This window comes from Taibaiella sp. KBW10, assembly GCF_003852495.1.
In the GTDB taxonomy this organism is placed as follows: Bacteria; Bacteroidota; Bacteroidia; order Chitinophagales; family Chitinophagaceae; genus Edaphocola.
The window spans coordinates 444737-466404 of the sequence record NZ_QAJI01000004.1 but is presented as its reverse complement, the minus strand read 5'-3'; the positions used below and the strand labels follow the sequence as shown (position 1 = coordinate 466404).

Genomic DNA, 21668 nt, shown 5'->3' with positions numbered 1-21668 from the left:
AATTTGCTATCTTATAGCACAAACTTGTTACATGACTGATAAAGATTTGCTTTTAAAAGCATATAGATTAATGATGTCTGCTAAAGCGATGGCAGATATTTATGAAGCCAACAGACCTATTTGTAAATATGTACACAGTACCTCCCGGGGACATGAGGCCATTCAGCTGGCTACGGGATTTTTGTTACAACCCGAAGATTATGTAAGTCCCTATTACCGCGATGAAAGCATTATGCTGGGTATGGGATTTCGTCCATACGAACTGATGCTGCAATTACTGGCGAAGGGAGATGATCCTTTTACCGGAGGCAGGGCTTATTATTGCCATCCCAATATCAAAAGAGATAATTTCCCTAAGATCATTCATCAGAGCAGCGCTACCGGAATGCAGGCCATTCCGACAACCGGCGTCGCTCAGGGGATCGCCTATATTGAATCACAACAACTAAAGACTTATGAGACCCCACCGGTGGTCATCTGTTCTTTTGGAGATGGTAGCGTCACGGAAGGAGAGGTAAGTGAAGCCTTTCAATATGCCGCCTTACACCAATTGCCCATTATATTTTTGGTACAGGATAATGAATGGGGTATTTCGGTCTCCAGCGATGAAGCCAGGACCATGACGGCCTATGAATTCATTGAAGGGTTTAAAGGCATTGCCCGCAGAACTGTTGATGGTAGCCAGTTTGAAGCCTCTTATGAGGTTATGAAAGAGGCTATTGATTTTGTAAGAACAGAAAGAAAACCGATTCTGGTACATGCAACGGTACCACTGATCGGGCACCATACTTCCGGGGTACGCAGAGAATGGTATCGTACCGAGGAAGACCTGGAAAAACATAGAAAAGACGATCCGGGGCCGAAATTAAAACAAAGGCTGATGGCTCTCGGGCTTACAGAAACCGATCTTGATAAAATAGAAACGGAAGAAATTGATTTTATTGCGCAGGAATTTGAGCGTGCGGTCAATGCGCCGGATCCGGATTTATCCACCGTTGCGGATCATGTGTTTGCACCTTTGGAAATCACGACAGAACGCGGAACCCGTCAACCGGAAAACGGAGAGAAAGTAGTGATGGTTGATGCGGCCTTGCATGCTATTGAAGAGATTATGCGCAAACACCCTGAAGCCCTTTTTTATGGACAGGATGTAGGCGGCAGGATAGGAGGAGTGTTCAGAGAAGCAGCCACTCTGGCACAGAAATTTGGCGATAAACGCGTCTTCAATACCGCTATACAAGAAGCCTACATTATCGGATCTACGGTTGGAATGAGTGCAGTAGGTCTTAAACCGATCGTGGAGGTGCAGTTTGCCGATTATATTTATCCCGGATTGAATCAATTGGTTACAGAAATATCTAAATCCTGTTATTTGAGTTGCGGGAAATACCCGGTAGGCAACATCATCAGGGTGCCCATCGGTGCTTATGGTGGTGGTGGTCCTTACCATAGCGGGAGTGTAGAAAGCACTTTGGCTACTATTAAAGGGATTAAGATTGCTTATCCTTCCAATGCTGCCGATCTTAAGGGATTGATGAAAGCTGCATTTTATGATAATAATCCGGTCGTGATGCTGGAACATAAGGGTTTATACTGGAGCAAAGTACCGGGTACCGAAGCGGCTAAAACCATTGAACCGGCAGAAGATTATATCCTGCCTTTCGGGATTGGTAAGGTTACTTTGGCTGCGAGCCCTGAACACATGGATAATGGAGAAAGCGTCTGCATCATTACTTATGGTATGGGTGTGCACTGGGCTACAGCCGCGGCTAAGCAGCACGAAGGTAAAGTTGAAATCATAGATTTAAGAACCATTTATCCTTTAGATGAGGCCTTGGTTTACGATACCGTAAAAAAACACGGTAAGTGTATTGTACTTACAGAAGAGCAGTTGAATAGCTCCTTTACAGAAGCCTTAGCCGGCAGAATTGCACAGGAATGCTTTAAATACCTTGATGCACCGGTACAAACCATCGGCGCTTTAAACTTACCTGCAGTACCGCTGAACACCGGTCTGGAAGCGGAAATGCTGCCTAATGCGCAAAAAGTAGCCGACAAAATTGCTTATTTATTGGCCTACTAGCATTATTATTTGTATAAATAAATAAAAAGATATACTTTTGCACCCTTAATGTCGTATGGCTAGAAACCATACATAAATATAAAAAACAATGAGAAAAGGTACACATCCGGAAAATTATCGCTTCGTAGTATTCAAAGATATGTCTAATGAAACTACGTTTTTAACAAAATCGACTACTGCTTCCAACGAGACAATTACTTGGGAAGATGGTAAAGAATATCCATTGATTAAAGTGGAGATCTCTAACACGTCGCATCCTTTCTATACAGGTAAATCTGTATTTGTGGATACTGCGGGTCGTATCGAAAAATACAAAAAACGTTACGAGAAAAAATAATCCCATATTTTATTTTAGAAACTGCGATCGAAATTCGGTCGCAGTTTTTTTATGCTCTATATTTGTAATCTGTACTATAAAATACCAATATGCGAAAAATTGTGCAAATGCTTGCCGTTATAATCTGTTGCATAACATTTAGTTCCTGCTTCGAGACGGTAGAGGAAATTAATTTAAATGCGGATGGCAGCGGTAGGATGATCCTGACCTTAAATGTGTCGCAGAGTAAAGCAAAAGTAGCCTCTTTAATGAAACTGAAAACGGTGAACGGACATAAAATTCCCAGCCAACAGGAAATTGTAGCCGAACTAAACCAAACGGCTATTGCGTTAAGAGCAACACCAGGCATTAGTAATGTGAAAACTACCAGCGATTTTAGCAACTATATCATTACCGTTTCCTTCGATTTTAAGGAAGTAGCCAATATTAATGCGGCTTCGGGTAAGATTATGCAGCAATATAAAGTACCTACTTATAATTTTGCGACCTACAGTTATAATAAAAGCACCAAAACATTTGCGAAGTCCTATCAGCTCAATGCAGAAACCAAGAAACAGTTTCAGCAGATGAAAGCAGAAGATAAAGAAGTGTTCAAAAATGCCCTGTACACAAGCGTATACCGTTTTGCGACGCCTGTAAAGTCGCTCAGTAATAAAGAAGCCAAAATTTCCGGTTCCCAAAAATCGGTTATGTTCAGAACGGCGATCACCAATATCTTCAACTACGGAACCTCTATCAATAACGCTATTAATTTACAATAATTATCATGAAGAAAATTAAATACCTCATTGCCATGGGCTTGTTTGTGCCCATGACGATCAATGCACAGAGTAAGAATATCCCGGCACCTAAGAATGCCAGTTTTGTTGTAGAATTTAACCTGCCTTATATTTTTTCCCAAACCAATATTCAACACCTGAATAATTCTGAAAGCGGCCGTTCCCTATATGAGAGCCTGCTTTCGGTAAACAGGAATTACGAAAACGAAACCGATATCACCCAATCAGGAATTGATCATAATAATAAAGCCTATTTACATTATATCAATACCGATAGCATCAGCTATGAAGTTCGCTTACTCCCTGTTCAGAATGTTGCCCAATTTAAAGCGTCTTTAGGCATCGATCAAAAAACCGCAACTAAGAAAAGCAATGGTGGCAATCTTTTCAACCTGGAAGGCAATAATCAATTGTTCATTCCCGAATCCGGTGCCTATGGTATCTTACTCACTGTTTCCAATCGGTACAGAATTTTGGAAGATAGTGCCCGTGCAGCCCAGTACGGCATAAAGCCCGTAGAATACAGCGATTATTATATCGATGAAAGTGAACTGGCGGATACGGCTTATGCGGTACCCGAACCCCCAAAACCGGTAAAGAAAAAGAAAAAAACAAAGGTCACTAAAAAAACGGCTAAAACACATAAAGTAGAGGTAGTAGAGCTTCCTCCTCCGGAAATTGTAGAAGTGAAAATGGTCGAGCCACCACCACCGCCACCGCCTCCAAGAGCCCGTGTGGTATACGAAACACAAAAAGAGGATCCGACGACCGAAGAGGGAGAATCAGCTGAAGTTACCTATGCTGTGGCAGATGCCGTTAGTACTACGGAAGATTATCCTTATTCCTTAGAAGTATCGCCGGTGGCAGTAGATGCCCCCTATAACAATACCTTTGATCAGCAACGCTATGAGCGGGATACTGAACTGTTTGACAAAAAACGCGATTCAGTAATCAGCATCTGGCAAGAGCGTTTTTTGAGCCAAATGCTAGCTGAAAATGCTACAACTTACCAGCAATTAGCCCAATATAAAGACCTGGAGTATCCTAAAGCGAATAGTGCTTTTACAGTATATGTCAATTCCAATACAAACCCTTTTTCAACCTGGGGCGGCTACCTGTATGGCTATAAAGATTTGACGCAAAATGTGGCAAAAGAGGGGCCTATAGAAAACTGGGCTATGTTTCAACTGAATTTTGAAGCAAATGCAGTGGCGATAAAGGGAATTACCCATACCAATAAGCAAACGAGCGATAAGGTGAAGCGGGTGTATAAAAGAAAATTGAATCCTAAATTCTCAAAATATATCAATAGTCAGACAGATATAGGGGTATTGAGTATGGCCTTGAATACTAAAAACTATTTAGAGGAGATGCCGGGTATTGTTAAAGATGCCTTTGCCAACATGAATACTTATGGTACGGATGAGGCCAATATACTGGCAGATGTATTCAGCCTTGTGGTGGATGAAAAAGCAGTAGGAAAAGCCTTTTGGGGCGATGCCGCTTTCGTGTTTACCAATATTAAAGAAAAAGAATACAAAAGCATTGAGTATAACTGGGACGAAGAGACTTATCAGTCTACCGAAAAAGAAGTCACAAAGAAAGAAAAACTACCTAATTTCTTGCTGATGTACACCACCAAAGATGATAATATCTTCTTTAAAGCGTTGGAATATGGCATCAAAAAAGAAGTACTGACCCCAAAAGACGGTATTTACCAAGTGGTTAAAAAGACGGGCTATGATCCCTTTGATTACTATTGTACCATCAAAGATGGTATCATATTTATCGGAACCGATCTGTTGGAATTACAGGCGATCCGCGATGGTGTGTACAGAGGAAACCTCAACAAAACCGATAAAAATTTGTTGACGAAACATAATGGTGCAGGATGGTTCTATGCCGATAGACTGGTGGATAAAATGTTTGATGAAGATATGGATGCGATGCGGAAACTGCGGGTTAATAACCTTTTGCGCAATGTAGGGCAGATGCAATTCTATACCGAAAAAATTAAAAACAACAGGGCTGAGGCCAATTATAAACTGAATATACCAAACAGTAAAACAAATTCATTAGAATACCTGTTGTATATGTTTGATGATATGAGAAAAGCATGGTAAAAAAAATCGTCCTTAGCATCATAAGCCTGGCGATACTGATTGGTCTGAGTGTTTGGGGATTTATGTATTACAAGCGGCTACAATCGTTTGATATCGAGATCCCCAAACAGGCCGACAGGGTAATAAGGCTCAATGTAGAGCAGATGGGTAAAAAGCTCATCAGTACTGATTTCTCTGCTAAAAAAGGGAAAAAGGAGCGGGGCAATGGCATTGACATCCCTTTCAATATTTTTGCTTTTGGTATTAAAGGTTTGCCGCATCATTGCCTGTTCGTAAAACTTGCAATAGCAGATCAGAAAGACTTTGAAGCTTGGCTGGGCCGCGATTTTAAAGCCGAGGCATCCCAGGTATATACCCATAAGTCAAAGCTGTTTTCCTGTGTCTATAATAAAAAGCATTTGGTAATGATCTCTTCAAAAGAGCTTACCGATACTGTTTTGACGGTAGCGAAAGGTTTTTTGGAGGAGAAAGAAGTCATTTCTTTTGAAAAAAGTAGTCTGTATACCATTCGCGCTTCTGAAGCCGATATAGCTATGGATGGGAGCTGGGGATCGGGAAGCCTGAATTTTGAACCGGGCGCACTAAACGCTGAGCTGATCACCAATGGCTATACAAAAGAAGCGACAAAACTATATGTTCCTAAAAATGCATCATTAGCAATATTGTCTTCAGAAAATCCTGCTCGTCTTCTGCATGCTTTAGGATTAGAACAGCGTAAGGATACAGCCGTTTCTTATCCCGATTTTCAAGCCTGTTTTCAAAATGAATTTGCACTATTTGTGGACGGAGAGGTACAGCAGTCCGAAAAGATTGTGCAATATGTATTTGATGATAATTTTGAAAAAGTGGCAGTATCAGAAACGGTACAAAAACCGGTACCCAATATTTTCTTTTATGCATACCTTAATAATACTGAACAAGTAAAGATATTGCGCGATAATAAACTCTTATACGGAACCGACAGTTTTAATAAAGCAATGTTCCCCTTGTTTGATCTGAAATACGGGATAAATACAGCAAATCTGTTCAGTCTGTATTCAGGTACCCAAGCGGTACAGGGATATAGTATGCCAGAGCAAACAACCCTAATGCCTGATGAGGTACTGAAGGCTTGGTGTACAGTAGATAAAATAGCCCAAATGGCGGCTTTTAAAGAGCTTAAAACCTATTTGAAGCCCTTTCGCAGGCTTAGTCTTACCGGAGCCTTAAAAGATAAAGATAAGACCGTTTATACCCTTAAGTTATCATTCGCTGATACACAGAAATCTTCTTTAAAGCAATTGCTGGACTTGTTTTAGGCCATCTCTTTGAGATAGTTTAGAAACAAGTTCAGGCCTTTGCGCTTATCCTCATCCAATACATACTGAATATTTTCTCTGTAATAGGTATCTAAGCTATATTCCGGAAAGGGATTTTCGGCGATAACCGCATCAATATGTTGGAGCCCCAATGCATTCGCTTCACCAAACTGTTGGATAAAGGTCTCGGGTAAGGCTTTATTGGCGATCCAGGCGGCAAATACGAAGTCATAACCCGTAAAAGCTTTCCAGTGTTCGGCCAGATCGTATACATATTCAAATTGGTGATTTGCTTTAAGCGCACGGTCACCAATAATAACGGCAGCGGTGGTATCCTCAATCAAATCCATGAAATTTTCCGGTGCCGGTAGTAAAAGCACCTCTTTTTTCCAATAATGCTTTAAGAGAATCTCTGCGAGTTTCACTGAAGTACGGGACTGGTAATCGAGATAGATCTTATTTACCTGCGCTAAAGGGCGTTTGCTGTATATACAAACCGAAGCGACTTTTCCGCTGGCGGCAATGCAATAATCAGTAATAATGGTTGCGTTTGGAATGGTCAGTAATGCGGCGGTAGATACCAGGCCTACATCTGTAGTGTCCTCTTGCAATTGTAAGGCAATCCGGGAAGGGTAAGCAAGGCTGAGGTCGATCTGCTGGAGGATGGGGTGGCGTTGAATGCCGTATAATAAGGGTTTTGTATTAAGATAACTAACGGCAGTAACTTTTATGTTCCGATTCAAAATTGTACTTTTGAGCGCAAAAATACCTTTAATTTACCAAAAGTAAAACACGAAATTTGTCACTGATTATTTACACAGACGGGGCCTCCAGAGGTAACCCGGGGCGCGGAGGATACGGAATTGTACTGAAATGGGGATCGACCATAAAAGAGATTGCACAGGGATTTAAACTGACCACCAATAACCGGATGGAATTACTGGCAGTTATTGTGGCTTTGGAGTCCTTAACCAGAGAGGGCTTGAATATTGTGGTGTATTCCGATTCTAAATACGTAATTGATTCTGTGGTGAAGGGCTGGGTATTTGGTTGGGAAAAGAAGGGCTATACCGGAAAGAAAAATCCTGATTTGTGGCAGCGCTTTTTAAAATCCTATCGCAAACATCATGTACAGTTTCAGTGGGTAAAAGGCCATGCCGATAATCCCTACAATAACCGTTGCGATGTCTTGGCTACGACTGCAGCCGATGGGGGCAATTTACTTGCTGATTCGGTGTACGAAGAGGAATTCTACGCAAGATAAGCACCGCAATTTATCTTGCAAGTGCTGTTTTAATTCATCATGATCCAGTTAAACCCAAATCGCAGGTGCACATTTGCGCCCGGATAGTTGGGTGCCTGCATCACGTTTTTGGTCCAGAATAATTGTTGCATCTGATCGCCCATGACAAAAGCCCTTAAGCGTTTTACCTTAAAATTGAAAAATGCCGTAAACTCAGGTTTGTTTTTGATCATCACCTGGTCCTGATAGAAAAACTGGTTGTAGAATGGGGTATAGCCATCAGCATAATACCCTGTATTATAACGGCCCTCTATGCCGAAATAGACATCCAGCCTGCCTTTAAAGGCAGGGATCTTATACGTGATCTGGTGCCGCAACATCAGGCTCGGTACATGTACCGGTGCATTATTGGTTGCTTGCTGCCACACCACCTCATTGTCCAAACTAAACGCACCAAAGTTAAAGGCCTTTCGGGCATTGAATTGTAGTATGGAGAAGGTAGGGCTGTATTGATTGTATTTCAAATTGCTATTAAGGTAAATATAATTGGATACCAATTGATTACGAAGTCCTAATTGTATTTTTATAGCATCAATATATAGCTGGCCGTATATCTGTGTTGTGGTTTGTTTATTAAAGTCGTTAGTCAGCGTGAAATAATTGGTTCTAAAATAGCGCGTATTATCTGCGGGACTGGTAATCGACTGTAAGGCACCTATGCGAAACATACCGAGCTTGGGGAAACGCTTAGAGAGTTGCGCTTCTATATTGAGATTACCCAGTGTTTCGCCTGCATAGAAGAAAGTGGCACCTGCCTGATAAGCCCATTGGTTGTCGGCGAGAGCCTCTTTTCTGATTTGCCCAAAGATGTAATTGCTCAAAATGGTAGTGCCTTTCACCAAATTATCATAACTGGTATTGAAATTATCGGTCCTCACGCCAATGCCGGCTTCTATTTTAACCTGTTGGGTATCGCGCCCGATAAAGGTATTCAGGGAAAACTTATTGTCAAGGCTGAGCCATCTTTGTATCGACCTCAGGGTGTCATTGGTGCGGAAGCTAAAATTTCCGGCAAACAGGTAATTGACAGAATCCGGAGAGCCATCGACAAACTGGTGACGGGTCTGCTCCAAGCTTAGAACATGTTTTATAGAAAAACGTGGCGTAAAGCGGTAGCTAACCTGAGTAGAGTCTGCATTATATAAAGAATCCTGCTTACCCCAGGCATAACTGTTTTGAATAAAAAAAAGATTGTCTCTCTGCCGGTTATAAACATCTGAGCGCTTGGCACTAAACCCGTTATTTTCAAACCGTACCGGTACATTTATCCTGTTAGAATAAAACGGATCCGTCAGGAAACTGTCATTCGTAATCCCCCCGTTCTCGTCCTGTTTGAAATTATTGAAAATGACGCCGATTTTGGTCTGCAGCCGTTCATTCCTGCTTTTGTAATTGGTACTGATAAACCCATTCAGGCCGGAAGTCGTCTGCATGTTAAAAAAACCGGAGGAAGAGTTATTGGCAATTTTGAAAGCAAAATTCCATCTCGGATTAATGTTCTGCGTATGCATGATCTCGACCCACTGTAACTGTTTGCTTCCCAACATAAAAGAAAAAGAAGTATAAGGCCGGGTAGTATGTATAAAGGGCAGGCTATCCATGGTGTATTTATAGACATCCCATGCGTTATAACCCATTTGTACACCTGGTGTGGTATTGGTTCTAAATACAAGCTGTCTGGCTGTTGTGCCCCAGTTTCCAAGGTCTTTATACCATACCGGTTGTGTATACTGATTGCGGTGGAAAAACACTAAAGAAGTATCGTAATAGTGTACCACTTCACTGTTGTAATAGGTAAATTGTATTTTAGCGGGCGCTTCATCCCAATCTGTTTTGCTTTTCTTTTTATTGGCTGCGGTATCACTCGCTTGTGCAAAAGGGTTATTCTCCGCGGTATTAGCTCCGCCATTGGGCCGGTTAAATTGAGCCCATGTGCCTGTAGCAATACCAGAACAAAGTACAATAAAAATAAAAGTATATATATAGAATCTGAGCGCCATGGTTACCGTCTGTACACTGCTTTTTTATGGATGAGGGCAAAGCTAAGTTAATTACGGAATTTTGATGAAAAATATTATATAAGTCCGTTTTTGGCGCAATTATTATCATTTATGCGCTGATTTACCCCTATTGGGGATAAAAAAGCGGTGAAAAATGCATTTCGTTAACCTAGGTTAATGAATTTAACATATTCCAAATCTATTTTTACCATCATATTTCTAACATGTACGTACTATGGATCCATCAGCAGTTACCACCGAGAGCACTCCGGCACTAGAAGACGCTAATATTTATCTTGAAAAAATTCAGCATCTGATAAAAGAAAACTATGCGTCCACACAATTCCCTAATGAACCTTTCCCTAGAGCAGACTGGAAAAAATTGACTGATAGCGGGATCATGTTATCCATGATTCCCGAAGCCTATGGAGGACGCGATAGCCATGAAGAACTATGTACACTGATAGAATCCATTTCCCGGCATAACCTTCCTTTGGGAATGTATACCATGATCATCACCTTACTTTTTGTAAGAAATGTAAGTAAATACGGTACTGAAGAATTAAAGCAGGAAGTGCTTCCTTTATTTAGCACAGAGGCATTAATCGGCGGCTTTGCCTTGACGGAGCCCGGTTGTGGCTCCAACCTCGCCAAAATGACCACTGTTTATGAAGAAACGGAACAGGGTTACCATATCACCGGTCAAAAACACTGGCAGGCATTTAGCCTGAGTGCGGATTGGTGGCTTGTTGCGGCCAAAAATGTCCATAATGAGAAAGAGTTTGGCTATTTTATCGTTAAAGCGGCAGAAGGTTTTAAAGCCGTAGAAAAATACAATGCTTTGGGCCTAAAAGCAATTGATTACGGTAGAAACGAAATCAATGCGGTGGTGCCCAAATACAGAAGATTGCAGGTGACTTCAGAAAAACTGGATGGGGCAGTAGATATGCTTTGCGCTTCCCGCTTAAGTATGAGTGCTATGGCCAGCGGCTTTACCGCCCGTATTCATGAAGAAGCCCTGGAACGTGCGCAACGCAGAAAAATTGGTAATGGTACCCTTTATGATATAGGGTATGTACAATATAAATTAAAATTGATCGCAGCTTGTAAAACAATATCCAAAGCTTTATTGGTTTACGTAACGCAGTATAACGATTTCCGAAATACACTAACCGGCAATTTTTTCGAAGCACAGGCGGTTAAAACGCTTTCTACCGACAAAATGTTGGAATGTGCCTTAAACTACCAGCAGATTTGTGGTGGAGAGGGGTATCGCTATGATACACCAGATAATAGTGCGGCCTATGCCTTACTGGATGCACGCGTTTATACCGTTTTTGATGGTACTAATGATTTATTAAGTCAACAACTGGCTGAGTATTGTATCACAGAAAGTGTCGATGGTAATGTGACTTGCTTTTTGTCCGGGTACGAAAAAACAAGAAATGGCCTGAGGCATATTGATTTTGACCTGTCGCTGCTTAATAAGCATAAAACACAGGCCCAAAAGGTGTTGAACGGTCAAATCATTGCACGGATATTTGGATTGAATTGCCTGAATAATGTCATGCAATCTGCCGAAGCGCGTGCATTTGAATATGAAGACTTCAGAAATGCGGCGGCTTTCCTGCTTGCCGATATCAAAAAAATAATTGTAGAAGCAGACTGCCTGAGTCGCTTATAAGGAAATTATACACTTGCAAAAAAGAAAAATATTTTTTGTTAACCCAGGTTAATGAGTTCAGAAAATACAATTCCTAACTTTGCGATATAATTTTTGATACTCAAAGTATTTTGTTTGCGCAGACAGGGGAAATGAATATTAAAAAAATAGCTTGCAAGCACCTGCACTACACAGGGAAAAAGCGTAGTAATATTTTTTTAACTTGATAATCTTCTTCTATGGAAAAACACTTTTTGCAATAAATTATCGGAATAAACATTGAAAATCATATTCCTATGATTTACGATACTGTAGGCAAAATAAAAATATTTATAATACAGCTCATATTTTAAATTTTAAGAAGGCCCCTTTTTAGGGGCTTTATATTTTTATATTATGGCACATAGATAATGGGGTCGCAGTTTTGACAGATTGATGACAAATAAATGAGATAATACATTTATATGTGAGATATATTTTATGTGCGGTACTAAAAAATATTTTCATACATTTGACTACTGGTTATGTAATTTTGAAAATTAATGGCCCCCCTATAGTATGGAATTAGAATTAGACGCGCTCCTCATTTATCTGGAAAAAGAACTGAAATTAAGTAAGGAAGATATTCAGTTATCACTTCCTTATTGGAAAAAATTTAACTATAAAAAAGGGGAATATTTTAACCAGTATGGCAATGTATGCCAGCATTTAGGTTTTATTATTTCCGGGGTTTTCCGCACGTATTATATTGATGAAAACCTTAAGGAAAATACGGTATTCCTATATACCCCCGGTGAATTTGTAACGGCATTCCGTAGCATGGTACAGCGTATACCCTGTGTATATTATGTTCAGGCGCTGATGCCCTCCTTTATTGTGAGTATCCATATCAATGATTTAGAAAAATTATACGGAACATCAAAAGGCTGGGAACGCATTGGACGGTCTATAGCCGAAGATGCATTTTATAAGCTGCTAAACCGTATGGAAAACCTGGTGTTTCTAAACGCAGAAGAGCGCTATAAGCAATTTCTGGAAAACTTTCCTGATTTGCCCGACCAAATTCCTCAATATCATATTGCCTCATTTCTGGGCATCGAAAACCCTTCTTTAAGCCGCATAAAGAGCAGGCTAAAGGGGATTAGCAAATAATTGTTTAACGCCCGCCTAATGCGGACGGTACTTGGCTATCACATTCTTATGCAAAATGGGAATGAGGTAGCCAATTTTTTTGTTTAAAATTATTTAAGCAAAGAAAGTTAATTAAATCACAAAAAAGGGACTATATTTAAGCCGATAAAAACAACAGATTATGACAGCAAAAATTAGCTATGATAAGGCTTCTTTTAAAGATTTTGAAAACATCCCGGATTTAAATTTGTTTGAAAGAGCGCAGGAACTCTCTTCTTTTCTTGATTTTATGAAACAAAAAGACCGGCTCAATTACCGGTTAATTAATTACAACTCTGCCGGTGCCACTGTACAGCATAAAGATGCTGCAGGTAATATTAAAGAGTGTGTGAGCTTTGTGAGTAATGATTACCTGGGGTTTTCGCAACACCCGGCGGTGAAACAAGCTGCTATCGACAGTATAATTCAATATGGTACCGGTGCCGGATCATCACCCCTTATAGGAGGGCATTATGAATACCATCAGGTATTGGAAGATAAATTATGTGCTTTTTTTCAAAGAGAAAAAGGATCCGCGCTAGTCTATACTACCGGATATACGGCCAATAGTGCTTCGCTACAATCCTTATTGCATAAAGAAGATATCGCACTGCTGGATATGGCGGTGCATGCCAGTGTTTATGAGGGTTGTCTCCTCACCAATACGAAAAAAATATTGCACAATAACCTGGAGATGATGGAAATGGCGCTGAAAGATGCACAGCATAAATACAGGACCAAGCTGGTGATTATCGATGGGATTTACTCTCAGGATGGAGATATGGCACCCGTAAAAGAAATTTTACAGCTGTGTCGCCAATATGGTGCCTACCTGATGCTGGATGATGCGCATGGCATCGGTGTGATTGGGAAGACGGGCAGGGGAGTGCTGGAGCATTATGATTTATTGAAGGATATTGATATTATTACCGGGACCCTGAGCAAGACTTTTGGGAATGTAGGCGGTTATGTCATCAGCCGTCCGGAAATTATTGAATTTTTGCAATATCAGTCCCGCCAAAATGCATTTTCGGCCGCGGCCACACCGGCGATAACGGGTGTAGTCAAGGCAATAGAGCTTTTAGATGAGGAGCCGCAATGGCAGGCAAAACTTTGGGATAATATTAACTATTTAAAAAATGGCCTTACCGGAATGGGTTTAAATGTAGGGAATTCCTGCTCTGCTATTGTTCCTGTAAAAATCGGAGATCCTCATATAACAGGCGATGTAGCAAGCCTTTTACTGGAAATGGGTGTTTACACTAACCCTATTTTATATCCTGCGGTATCGAAGAAAGATGCCCGTATCCGAATGAGTTTATTGGCTACCCACAGCAGGGAACATCTGGATAAAGCATTAGCTGCATTTGAATATATAAATAAAAAGTTGGAACTTGCATGATACATATACATGAAGTAATTGAAAATGCCAAAGAAAATCGTTGAAAATAAAGAAAAAATTCCTAAAGTAAGAAAAGTAACGGATGGTGCTATCAGGAATAAAGCACGTACCAAAAAGAAACTATTAGACGCCGTAGGCGAAGTGCTGCGAACGAAGGGCTACACAGGTTTGTCCATCCGTAATATCGTGGAAACTGCCGGAGTGGATCGTAGGTTAATCTATTTGTATTTCGGGGGGGTAGATGAGCTCATTGAGGCCTATCTGAACGAAAAAGATTATTGGATGAGCCAGATCAGTCCGAAGACGGAAGCGATTGTAGCAAAAGCAGAGCAGTTTGGCCAAAAAGAAATAACAGCCATATTGCATACGATGTATGAAGAAGTTTCTAAATCTGCTGATCTGCAAAAAATTCTTTGTTGGGAAATCAGTGAACCGCAAGCCCGTTTGAGGGAGCTGGCGGATAACCGGGAAGAATTGGGTAAGCAATTATTCAAACTGACCGATAGCGATTTTTCCGGAACAGATGTTAACCTCAGAGCCGTTCTTGCTTTACAGATTGCGGGTATTTACTACTTGATTCTGCATGCACAAAGCAATGGCAGCACATTCTGTGAGATAGATATTAATACTCCAAAAGGAAAGAAAGCCATTAAGCTTGCCTTAGAAAAGGTAATGGAATTGGTCTATAAAGAAGCTAAAAAGTAATTAATTTCTTAGGTATAAAAAGTACCCTATACGGATATCATTATCCGTATAGGGTACTTTTGTGAAAAATATTTCATCAAACAAATTGATACAATCAATTTGTTTGAGCATTTGTACAGAGAATGGATCTATTGAACTTCCAGCCTACCACGAAATCCACGAGCACCATAATAGGATTCAGCACCATTATGATACAAGAATACTGTATTATAACGGCGATCGCAGAAAAGGGCACCGCCTAAGGCTCTGATATCCGCAGGGGTCTGTATCCAGCTAGATGTTTTTGTATCAAAACTGCCCCATTGCTGTAGTTCCCGGTATTGTGCTTCAGTTAGTAACTCAATACCCATTTCAGCAGCCATATGTAGCGCGCTGTCTTTGGGTTTATGTTCTTTCCTTGAGGCCAATGCTTCCGCGTCGTAGCAAATACTTCTGCGTCCTTTAGGGCTTTCTGGGGAACAGTCACAGAAAATATAAGCGCCCGTCTTTTGATCATGAGCGACCACATCCGGTTCTCCGCCTGTCATCTCCATTTCATTGAGCGACCATAGTTTTTCTGGATTTGCTTCCAGCTTTGCCTGTATAGCGGCCCAGTCAAGGCCTTTGTGCCTGATGCTGTTTTTTGTAAAACGTGTTTTCAGAATATCAAGTAGTTCTTCACGGGCGGAAGGGGCTAACTCTTTTTTATTTCCGTTCATATGACTGCTGTTTTTGTTTGAAGACAGATATGTATTATCTAATTATTTTGATACTGATCGGAACCGGTAATAGGCGACCATTGCGCTCAGAACAAACACTGAAAAGAGCATGGGCAGCATTTTATATTCTTTCTTTTGTATGTGTATCACCATACCGGCGATCATGATGCCGCAAAAGCAAAGGGCGGTAATCGGCGTGAGCACGGGGTATATGCCGCTAAACCAGGGCAAGACGATCCCGATACACCCCAGTAATTCCAGTATACCCAGTATCCGTATCGGATTCACAGAGGCATTGGGTTTTAGATGGCCATCTGCAATATGTTTTTGTTTGCTGTTACTTATTTTTCCCACACCAGGCATCAAAAAGAAGACGGCGAGTATTACTTGTATAATCCATAAGATGGTATTCATTTATGTGTATATTTTTCGTGGATGACACAATGTTTTTCTGTGCGCTAACATTTACTTATGCTTATTTAAAGACAGGAAAATACTAATCATTCAATCCTTTTCCCTCCATAATTTGCGGGATGCATTTTTCTATCCTGGACGCCCTGGTTTGGGTCAGTTTGGCTGCGGCAAAGTGTAACAGGTAAGCCCTTTGCCGTCCCGGTGTCAAAGCTTCGAATGCTGTTTTAAGAGATGGGTTCACATTTAGTTGATGTTGCCATTCTTCCGGGATGGGGTATTCGGCCACTTTCTTCATTGGTACCTTAAGTCCGGCTTCTTCTATCGCAATTGCTTCGTAGATATACGTCTTTAGGATCTTTGCCTGTTTCACTATTTCGGAAGCATTGGTAAACCGCATCTGGCGGGCTGCTTGCACCCGTTCTGTTTGTTGGATTAATGCGCCATGTGTATCCTGCAATAAGGCGCCTTTGAAAAACAACACCGCACAATATTCTTTGAATACATGTATTAATACGATATTACTTTTGCCCAAGGTATAACAGGGGCAACCCCATTTCAACACTTCATTCAGCCCGCAATCCAGTACGATTTTTCTTAATTGCTCCAGCTCTTTATGCCAGTTTTTGGCCTTATCAAAATAAAAATCAACAGTAGGATTCATATACAGATTTTATGAACTAAAATTAAGGGAAATAAATTTTCTATCTGCAGGTCTTGTGTACCAGGAGAGTATTGTAAGCACGAGCAACAATAAGGACGGAAATATTTTAGAGAAAGCATCACACATAATAATATGCGAGATAGCAGCTCCCGACATGGCAAAGAAAAAGCCTGCATAAGCCCATTCCTTAAGCAAAGGCGTTTTGGGGATTAATATAGCTATGGTACCTAAAATTTTCCAAATGCCAATAATAGTCATCAGGTAGATAGGATAGCCCAAGGTGGTGAATGCTTTTACTTCATCCTCTACTTTTAAGAGTTGCACGATGGCTGTGGAGCACATACCTAAGGCCAGCCAAAGGGTAGCGCTCCAATAGATTATTTTCATACGCTTAGTCATAAGAGATTATTTTAAGGGATTTAGAATATGCTGAAGCCGGTTATGTGCCATATTAATGCCTTGGGCAAAGGGTAGGGCCAACTGCTGATCACGGAGCGCAATAGAGCGGTATACGATATGCATACTCAGTTTGCTGGTGTCATCGGTGACTTTTTCAAACTCCAGAAATTCAAGCTGCACCTCAAAAGGTGTATTTTCCATTTTAAACGTGCGCGTGATTCTTTGCTCCGGTACAAATTCGTGGATGCAACCATTCGCACGAAATACAATGTTACCCTGCGGATCGGTGGTTTCAAACTGGTAAGCGCCATGCACTTTATTGTCAAGCTTGAGTACTTTAGTGCCCATCCATTGCGATAGTAATTCCGGGTCCGTATATGCCTTGAATAGGAGTTCAAGAGGCAGGTCAAATGTCCGGATGATTGTTAAGTCCTGCTGGCCTTCTTCGGCTTGTATTTTTGTTTTGCGTTCCATAACAAGTTATTTTTTTGCTTGGTAGTTTTTCATGACCGTTTCTAATTTGTTGAATCGGTCATCCCACATATTGCGGAAGGGCTCTATAAAATCGGCTATGTCCTTCATGTTTTTTGCATTGAGGTGATAATATATTTCCCTGCCGTTTTGCTCTTGTTGTAAAAGTGCGCATTCCGTAAGGATTTGCAGGTGTTTAGAGACCGTCGGCCTTGCCGTATCGAAATTGGCCGCAATAGCGCCTGCCGTCATGGATTGTGACGCCACTAATAATAAAATAGCCCTTCGGGTAGGATCCGCTATGGCCTGGAATACATCTCTTCTTAAATTCATTATGTAGCTATTTGACTACAAATATAAGTGTAGTTATTTAGCTACGCAAATTTTTTATTGAAAAAATGATTTAATTTTTAAGTCTATCCGCATATAGGCAATCCTTTTGTTTATTCTTTTGTGGCCATAAAAGAATAAACAAAATGCCTGTTTTCATCAAGACGATTGCTCCGCACCGCAATTTTGTTACGTTCCGTGCATCGATTTTTGAGCTGTAAGGGAACATCCAGGGCTCAAAAATCGCAACGCCAATACAAAATTGCTATCGCTGTGATGAAAAGAGTAAGCGATTGATACAGAACAGATCGCTTAGGACCGGCCTTATAAATCCGGCGTTAAGAAAATCATTGGCTCGGTCGATAAAGGCGCAAACCATTGTCTGAGCGCAGCGAGTTTGGTTTGCGACCGACTGAAACAATGATTTTTGGCCAAGGATTTATACAGCCTTTATTTTTTGGCGCTACCTTTTGCATCAAGGCAAAAGGTAGCAATAGTTATAATATAAGCGGAAACTAAAAAGATAAAGAAAGTCCTTGTTTCCTAAAAGCGGATACTCAATATTTTTTTGCATAAATATTGATTGCTTCCCTACAATAAGTTTAAAGAAAAAGACCCAATAGTGACTATTAGCGTTTACTGTTCCTCCTATGAATAAGGATCATGAACTTAATGTGCTTATAAGGGTCTAATTAAACCAATTAACAGGTCTAAATTGTGGTTGGGGTACTTGGGGCCTTACCACCTTGTTTGTAGCGTCTGCGGTGGCGTGTTCTGTATATGCGGCCTTATATGTTTGTTATGTCACACATATGCCTTGAAAACCCAAATTGAGAAGAGAGCTAAATCGTACTAACGCTCTGTTACGCTTATAATTTTATTGCTACCGTTTTCAATGCCGATGTTTACTTTTATCCGTTCCGAAAGGCTTTTCTTCAAGAGCTTTAAATCCTCATTGAAATGTGCATTGTGTTGCTGCTCCAATTGAAAAGATTGGGCCATGATACCAATTTGCACGATATATAGGGAATCTGTTTCTTTAATCACCTGCTCTATAACTTGGTTTTTATGCCAAAAAACATTTTCAGATACGGCCTTGTCCTTTTGTATTGTTTGGTTTTCTATTGGTTTTGCTTTATTGCTGTTGCCCGTTTCATTACAACTTAACAAAAGCATCGTTGGTATCGTCAAAAAAATAAATTTGCTCATATTGCTCCGTGGCGATTGTTTTAAAATTCTTTCGTAAATATAAAGAAATTGTAGAAACTAAAACTTCAAACTGATCAGATATAGTATAGCAGCATTGCTTATGATTAGGAATTAAGTAAAGGCCAGTACGTGCCATGTATAGCTAAGCAGATACCAAAAGGTAAAGGGCACAGAGATCCGGTATCCGGAGTGTTTTTTACTAATTTATGGTCTTAAAATCTTTTCCATGGCTTTGCCCTTAGCCAACTCATCAATAAGCTTATCCAGGTAGCGTACTTGTTGCATCAATTTATCTTCGATATTCTCCACGCGGTAGCCGCAGATTACCCCTGTTATTTTGGAAGTATTGGGATTCATCTGTGGTGCTTGTGCAAAAAAGGTTTCGAAATTCGTCTTATTATCCAGCACTTGCTGCAGCCCTTCGGCATCATAACCCGTAAGCCAGTAAATGATCTCGTCGACCTCAGCTTTCGTACGTCCTTTTTTCTCGGCCTTCTGTATATAATGTGGGTATACGCCCGCAAAGGACATTTTATATACTCTTTCGTTATTTGTGTTGTTCATGCATGAGAATTTAAATAAAGTTAAAATGTGTTTTCGCTTAAAAAAAATTTCCCTCTATAATTTCGCGTTAAGTTACAATAGCCGATCCTTTAGATTTTGACTTTTCGTGTGGCGGTTAATGCGTGATGGGATAGCAGCGGATACCCCGCTGAAGCCTTGTGCGGCGGGCTTTGTGACGGAATATGAGCGAATAGCCCGACCCCTGCCCACCAAAATATCAATAATAAAACAGGGCAGGGGGCACGCCCTCATCAACAACAATATGCCTGATGAAGTGATCTACTAAATTATGGGGTGGTGGCGAGTAGTCATTAATATTCTTTATGGAGGAAGGGGCGGCTCTAGATCAACAAAAACTGTAATTGCTTCAAATTTAATAGCCTTTTGTCTATTTTTTTTAGACTAAAAAACGTTTTCGTTTCTTTTTAAAAAAAATGTAAGTACTTTTATAAAAAATAATGAAAATGGCAGGAGAAATAAATATTGATGCGTTAACAACTATAATATCTCTGCTAAAGGATATGGATGCAGAACTACAAAAAAGGACGCTATTAGCTGTGGCCACTTTCTTAGATATACCACTTAGAGAAAATGGAAATTCTAATTATAATACTATAGCTGAACCATCTAGTACATCGAATAAAAATGAGATTTCATTTTCAGAAAATCGCTCTATTTCACCAAAAGAATTTCTTCGTGATAAATCTCCGAAAACAGATATAGAAAGAATTGTTTGTTTAGCTTATTACCTCACACACTATAGAGATACAAATTATTTTAAAACTATTGATCTAAGTACACTAAACACAGAGGCTGCGCAACCCAAATTATCGAACCCAACTGTTGCAGTTGATAATGCGACTAGAAGTGGATACTTAGTTCAGGCTATTAAAGGTAGTAAACAGATTAGTGCAATGGGAGAAATATTTGTTCAGGCACTTCCAGACAGAGAAGCGGCTAAAGCAAGTATTGCAAATATGAAGATTAAAAGGCGTACTATCAAAAAGTCACCAGCCAAGTCGCAACCATCAAAACAGACTGACAGTGAGTAAGGCAAACACAAAACCGACTAGACATGGCGCAACTAGATTAACCCTTTATAACCACAAGGGTGGGGTTGGCAAAACAACTTTATTAGTAAATATTGCCTCTGCTTTAGCTTCATTAGGATATAAAGTATTATTGGTTGATGCAGATCCCCAATGTAATTTAACCTCGTATCTTGTTAATGCTGAAGTAGTGGATAAATGGCTTGATAATTCTGATTCTGAACATGGACAAACAATATGGACTGCCCTCAAACCATTTGTCGAGAGTTATGGGGAGTTAAATTTTACTCAACCACCCGAAATGCACAATGGTGTTCTTTTGTTACCTGGAGATATACGTCTTTCTGATTTTGAGCAGGAATTAAATCAAATATGGCTTGATTGTCTGCAAAGAAAAGTTCGTGGATTTAAAGGAGCTTCTGCTATTAGTGAAATAGTAAATGTTATTTGTGAGGAGAATGAAATTGATTTTGTATTTTACGATGTTGGTCCTAATATCGGTCCTCTAAATAGAGTAATACTGCTTGATTGTGATTACTTCATTATTCCTGCAGCTTGTGACTTATTTTCGGCTAGGGCTTTAAAGACCTTAGGCAAGTCTCTATTTAATTGGATAAAAGAGTGGCAGGTTATTGCGCAGTTAGCACCAGACAATTCATTATTATTACCAGGAAGGCCTAAATATTTAGGCTATATACTCCAAAGATTTAGAATGTATGGTGGCGTGATTGCAAGCCAATTCGCTTCTTATGCAAGCATGATTGAAAAAACTACTTTTAGCGATATTACGGAGGTATTAAGAAGAATAGATAAAGAACTGGCTACAGGAACGTTAAGTCAAACTCGACTTGGTCAGGTTAAGGATTTTGCAAGTTTAGTGCCTCTGTCTCAAGAACAAGGAGTTGCTTTTTTTGATGTGGACGGTGGAGACACGACTATGAAGAACGATTCACGAAAGGAATTCAAATCCATAGCAACTAAAATTGCTTTACTAACATCAGATATCTAGC

General features: G+C 40.3%; 22 protein-coding genes. 12 read left to right on the top strand and 10 right to left on the bottom strand.

What is annotated here, in order from left to right; genetic code table 11:
- Positions 1–31 precede the first annotated feature (31 nt).
- The 5 genes from DBR32_RS09730 to DBR32_RS09710 all read left to right on the top strand — a co-directional run bounded on the left by DBR32_RS09730 (position 32) and on the right by DBR32_RS09710 (position 6620).
- On the top strand, positions 32–2083 hold the full coding sequence (locus DBR32_RS09730; protein WP_124636117.1) for a thiamine pyrophosphate-dependent enzyme: 2052 nt from the start codon (positions 32–34) through the stop codon (positions 2081–2083).
- An 88-nt stretch (positions 2084–2171) separates the two neighbouring features.
- Complete coding sequence (locus tag DBR32_RS09725; protein WP_124636116.1) at positions 2172–2420, top strand: type B 50S ribosomal protein L31; 249 nt, start codon at positions 2172–2174, stop codon at positions 2418–2420.
- Positions 2421–2527: 107 nt separating this feature from the next.
- Positions 2528–3181 (top strand): hypothetical protein, encoded by a 654-nt coding sequence (locus DBR32_RS09720; protein WP_124636115.1) that lies wholly within the window; start codon positions 2528–2530, stop codon positions 3179–3181.
- A gap of 5 nt (positions 3182–3186) precedes the next feature.
- On the top strand, positions 3187–5322 hold the full coding sequence (locus DBR32_RS09715) for a hypothetical protein (protein ID WP_124636114.1): 2136 nt from the start codon (positions 3187–3189) through the stop codon (positions 5320–5322).
- Complete coding sequence (locus tag DBR32_RS09710; RefSeq protein ID WP_124636113.1) at positions 5316–6620, top strand: hypothetical protein; 1305 nt, start codon at positions 5316–5318, stop codon at positions 6618–6620. The genes DBR32_RS09715 and DBR32_RS09710 overlap by 7 nt, the downstream gene beginning before the upstream one ends.
- Here DBR32_RS09710 and DBR32_RS09705 read toward each other — a convergent pair.
- Positions 6617–7363: a menaquinone biosynthetic enzyme MqnA/MqnD family protein gene (locus DBR32_RS09705; RefSeq protein WP_124636112.1), complete on the bottom strand. Its 747-nt coding sequence runs from the start codon at positions 7361–7363 to the stop codon at positions 6617–6619. The genes DBR32_RS09710 and DBR32_RS09705 overlap by 4 nt on opposite strands.
- A gap of 56 nt (positions 7364–7419) precedes the next feature.
- Between DBR32_RS09705 and rnhA the strand changes: the two genes are divergently transcribed.
- A complete protein-coding gene (gene rnhA, locus DBR32_RS09700) occupies positions 7420–7884 on the top strand; it encodes a ribonuclease HI (protein ID WP_124636111.1) in 465 nt (154 codons plus the stop codon).
- Between the two features lie 29 nt (positions 7885–7913).
- On the opposite strand, the gene DBR32_RS09695 is transcribed toward rnhA, so the two are convergent.
- Positions 7914–9923: a putative porin gene (locus tag DBR32_RS09695; RefSeq protein ID WP_124636110.1), complete on the bottom strand. Its 2010-nt coding sequence runs from the start codon at positions 9921–9923 to the stop codon at positions 7914–7916.
- Positions 9924–10158: 235 nt separating this feature from the next.
- Here DBR32_RS09695 and DBR32_RS09690 point away from each other — a divergent pair, with 235 nt between their 5' ends.
- The 4 genes from DBR32_RS09690 (at position 10159) to DBR32_RS09675 (ending at position 14863) form a co-directional block, all read left to right on the top strand.
- Positions 10159–11607, top strand: a complete 1449-nt coding sequence (locus DBR32_RS09690) for an acyl-CoA dehydrogenase family protein (protein WP_124636109.1) — start codon at positions 10159–10161, stop codon at positions 11605–11607.
- A 537-nt stretch (positions 11608–12144) separates the two neighbouring features.
- The gene (locus tag DBR32_RS09685) at positions 12145–12738 is read left to right on the top strand and encodes a Crp/Fnr family transcriptional regulator (RefSeq protein ID WP_124636108.1); all 594 of its coding nucleotides are present in this window, start codon (positions 12145–12147) and stop codon (positions 12736–12738) included.
- A gap of 160 nt (positions 12739–12898) precedes the next feature.
- Positions 12899–14158 carry an aminotransferase class I/II-fold pyridoxal phosphate-dependent enzyme gene (locus DBR32_RS09680; RefSeq protein ID WP_124636107.1) on the top strand — a complete coding sequence of 420 codons (1260 nt, stop codon included), beginning with the start codon at positions 12899–12901 and terminating at the stop codon, positions 14156–14158.
- A 24-nt stretch (positions 14159–14182) separates the two neighbouring features.
- The gene (locus DBR32_RS09675) at positions 14183–14863 is read left to right on the top strand and encodes a TetR/AcrR family transcriptional regulator (protein ID WP_124636106.1); all 681 of its coding nucleotides are present in this window, start codon (positions 14183–14185) and stop codon (positions 14861–14863) included.
- Between the two features lie 128 nt (positions 14864–14991).
- Here the strand turns inward: DBR32_RS09675 and DBR32_RS09670 are convergent, their stop codons facing one another.
- From DBR32_RS09670 to DBR32_RS09635, 8 genes are all read right to left on the bottom strand, one after another.
- On the bottom strand, positions 14992–15561 hold the full coding sequence (locus DBR32_RS09670; RefSeq protein WP_124636105.1) for a DUF4256 domain-containing protein: 570 nt from the start codon (positions 15559–15561) through the stop codon (positions 14992–14994).
- Between the two features lie 42 nt (positions 15562–15603).
- A complete protein-coding gene (locus tag DBR32_RS09665; RefSeq protein WP_124636104.1) occupies positions 15604–15975 on the bottom strand; it encodes a DoxX family protein in 372 nt (123 codons plus the stop codon).
- 82 nt (positions 15976–16057) lie between these two features.
- On the bottom strand, positions 16058–16636 hold the full coding sequence (locus DBR32_RS09660; protein WP_124636103.1) for a YdeI family protein: 579 nt from the start codon (positions 16634–16636) through the stop codon (positions 16058–16060).
- Between the two features lie 9 nt (positions 16637–16645).
- Positions 16646–17023, bottom strand: coding sequence for a DoxX family protein (locus DBR32_RS09655; protein ID WP_233559707.1), 378 nt, complete (start codon positions 17021–17023; stop codon positions 16646–16648).
- Between the two features lie 18 nt (positions 17024–17041).
- The gene (locus DBR32_RS09650; RefSeq protein WP_124636101.1) at positions 17042–17509 is read right to left on the bottom strand and encodes an SRPBCC domain-containing protein; all 468 of its coding nucleotides are present in this window, start codon (positions 17507–17509) and stop codon (positions 17042–17044) included.
- Between the two features lie 6 nt (positions 17510–17515).
- Positions 17516–17839 carry a helix-turn-helix transcriptional regulator gene (locus tag DBR32_RS09645; RefSeq protein WP_124636100.1) on the bottom strand — a complete coding sequence of 108 codons (324 nt, stop codon included), beginning with the start codon at positions 17837–17839 and terminating at the stop codon, positions 17516–17518.
- 849 nt (positions 17840–18688) lie between these two features.
- Entirely contained in the window at positions 18689–19045 is a 357-nt protein-coding gene (locus tag DBR32_RS09640) for a hypothetical protein (protein WP_124636099.1), read from the bottom strand.
- 204 nt (positions 19046–19249) lie between these two features.
- Positions 19250–19609 carry a DUF2200 domain-containing protein gene (locus tag DBR32_RS09635; RefSeq protein WP_124636098.1) on the bottom strand — a complete coding sequence of 120 codons (360 nt, stop codon included), beginning with the start codon at positions 19607–19609 and terminating at the stop codon, positions 19250–19252.
- 464 nt (positions 19610–20073) lie between these two features.
- Here DBR32_RS09635 and DBR32_RS09630 point away from each other — a divergent pair, with 464 nt between their 5' ends.
- Together DBR32_RS09630 and DBR32_RS09625 are read left to right on the top strand one after the other, a co-directional pair.
- Positions 20074–20661 carry a hypothetical protein gene (locus DBR32_RS09630; RefSeq protein ID WP_124636097.1) on the top strand — a complete coding sequence of 196 codons (588 nt, stop codon included), beginning with the start codon at positions 20074–20076 and terminating at the stop codon, positions 20659–20661.
- Complete coding sequence (locus DBR32_RS09625; RefSeq protein WP_158605951.1) at positions 20654–21667, top strand: ParA family protein; 1014 nt, start codon at positions 20654–20656, stop codon at positions 21665–21667. The genes DBR32_RS09630 and DBR32_RS09625 overlap by 8 nt, the downstream gene beginning before the upstream one ends.
- Position 21668 lies beyond the last annotated feature (1 nt).